The organism is Bacillota bacterium, from assembly GCA_040754675.1.
Taxonomy (GTDB): domain Bacteria; phylum Bacillota; class Limnochordia; order Limnochordales; family Geochordaceae; genus Geochorda.
In genome coordinates this window covers 1-2,806 of sequence record JBFMCJ010000048.1, presented here as the reverse complement: position 1 = coordinate 2,806, position 2,806 = coordinate 1, and the positions used below count along the sequence as shown (strand labels likewise).

1 rRNA gene is annotated in these 2,806 nt (G+C 64.8%); it reads left to right on the top strand.

Features of this window, described 5'->3' with window-relative positions:
• Positions 1-69 precede the first annotated feature (69 nt).
• A 23S ribosomal RNA gene (locus AB1609_04725) occupies positions 70-2,806 on the top strand; the annotation flags it as partial.

Here is a 2,806-nt window from a genome sequence, read left to right as displayed (position 1 = left end):
GCCAGCACCTTGAAAACTGCACAGCGTCGAACGTGTGGCAAAGCCCGAGGCCTGAATAGGCGGTTCGGCGGTCAAGTGGCGAAGGGCTTACGGTGGATGCCTGGGCGCCTGGGGCCGACGAAGGACGGGGCAAGCGCCGATACGCTCCGGGGAGCCGCAAGCGGGCGTTGATCCGGAGGTTTCCGAATGGGGCAACCTGCCGCGGGTAATGCCGCGGCATCCGGTGCGGAATCCATAGGCACCGGAGGGGAACCCGGGGAAGTGAAACATCTCAGTACCCGGAGGAAGAGAAAGCAACGGCGATTCCCCCAGTAGCGGCGAGCGAACGGGGAACAGCCCAAACCGGCTGGACGGAAAAGCCCACCGGCGTTGTCCGGCCGGGGTTGGAGGGTCGTGGCGGCAGGCGGCGGTGGCGGCCTGACCGGGCAGGGAGCGGTGAGCCGAAGGGGTCTGGAAGGGCCCACCATAGAGGGCGAGCGTCCCGTAGGCGAGACGGCTTCCTGGCCGGGGTCACGGCACCTGAGTACCACGGGACACGGGGAATCCTGTGGGAAGCGGGGAGGCCCACCTCCCAAGGCTAAATACCGCCAGGCGACCGATAGCGGACGAGTACCGCGAGGGAACGGTGAAAAGCACCCCTGACGGGGAGTGAAACAGAACCTGAAACCGTAAGCCTGCAAAGCAGTCGGAGGGCCAGGCCTTCGCCTTTGGGGGAAGGCGGCCTGACGGCGTCCTTATTGAGGAACGGACCGGCGAGTGGCGGTGGGCAGCGAGGTGAAGGGGCAGAAGCTCCGGAGCCGCAGGGAAACCGAGTCTGAACAGGGCGAGGAGTTGCCCGCTGCCGACCCGAAGCCGGGTGATCTACCCATGGCCAGGGTGAAGCCGGGTTAACCCCCGGTGGAGGCCCGAACCACGTGGTCGTTGAAAAGACCTGGGATGAGCTGTGGGTAGGGGTGAAATGCCAATCGAACCCGGTGATAGCTGGTTCTCCCCGAAATCGCTTGAGGGCGAGCCTCCCGGTGCGGGGTGGCGGAGGTAGAGCACTGATCGGGTGAGGGGCCGTTACGGCTACCGATCCCGTTCAAACTCCGAATGCCGCCATCGGATCCCGGGGGAGTCAGACGGCGGGGGATAAGCTTCGTCGTCGAGAGGGGAACAGCCCGGACCGGCCGCTAAGGTCCCGAAGTGCGGGCTGAGTGGCAAAGGATGTGGGGTCGCGACGACAACCAGGATGTTGGCTTAGAAGCAGCCATCATTGAAAGAGTGCGTAATAGCTCACTGGTCAAGCGGCCCTGCGCCGAAAATGGAATGGGACTAAGCCCGCCACCGAAGCGCCGGATCGTCCCGGAGCGAGCTCCGGGGCGGTGGTAGGGGAGCGTTCCGCTTCCAGGGAAGCCCGAGCGCAAGCCCGGGTGGAGGGGGCGGAAGGGAGAATGTCGGTATAAGTAGCGACAAGGCCGGTGAGAATCCGGCCCGCCGAAAGCCGAAGGGTTCCTGAGCAAGGTTCGTCCGCTCAGGGTTAGTCGGGACCTAAGCCGAGGCCGAAAGGCGTAGGCGATGGACAACCGGTCGACATTCCGGTACCACCTCGGCCCGTGATGAGCGATGGGGGGACGCAGGGAGGTGCGTCAGCCCGGCGTTGGAGATGCCGGGTCCAAGCGGGTAGGCGGGACCTGCAGGCAAATCCGCAGGTCCGTCAACGCCGAGACGCGACGGGGAGCGCCCGCAAGGGTGCGAACTGGCATGAGCCTGCACTGCCGAGAAAAGCCTCTAGCCAGGTCCGGGGTGCCCGTACTGCAACCCGACACAGGTCGGCGAGGCGAGAAGCCACAGGCGCGCGAGAGAACCCCCGTTAAGGAACTCGGCAAGTTCACCCCGTAACTTCGGGAGAAGGGGTGCCCCGGTAGGGTGTAGGCCCCAGCGGTCGAAGCCCGAGGGGGCCGCAGGGAAACGGCCCAGGCGACTGTTTACCAAAAACACAGGTCTCTGCGAAGCCGCAAGGCGAGGTATAGGGGCTGACGCCTGCCCAGTGCCGGAAGGTTAAGGGGAGGGGTTAGCCCGGGCGGAAGTCCGGGCGACGCTGCGAACCAAAGCCCCGGTGAACGGCGGCCGTAACTATAACGGTCCTAAGGTAGCGAAATTCCTTGTCGGGTAAGTTCCGACCTGCACGAATGGCGTCACGACCTGGGCACTGTCTCAACGGGGGGCTCGGCGAAATTGAGGAAGGAGTGAAGACGCTCCTTACCCGCGGCTAGACGGAAAGACCCCGTGGAGCTTCACTGCAGCCTGGTATGGGATGCCGGTCCTGGATGTAGAGCATAGGTGGGAGGCGTCGAAGCCGGGGCGCCAGCTCCGGTGGAGCCACCCGTGGAATACCACCCTTCTGGGGCGGGCGTTCTAACCCGGGCCCGCACAAGTCCGGGCCGGGGACAGTACCTGGTGGGCAGTTTGACTGGGGCGGTCGCCTCCCAAACGGTAACGGAGGCGTCCCAAGGTTCCCTCAGCGCGGTCGGACATCGCGGCTGTGAGTGCAAAGGCACAAGGGAGCTTGACTGCGAGAGCGACAGCTCGAGCAGGCGCGAAAGCGGGGCTTAGTGACCCGGCGGTGCCGAGTGGAAGGGCCGTCGATCAACGGACAAAAGCTACCCCGGGGATAACAGGCTGATCTCCCCCAAGAGTCCACATCGACGGGGAGGTTTGGCACCTCGATGTCGGCTCATCGCATCCTGGGGCTGGAGTAGGTCCCAAGGGTTGGGCTGTTCGCCCATTAAAGCGGTACGTGAGCTGGGTTCAGAACGTCGTGAGA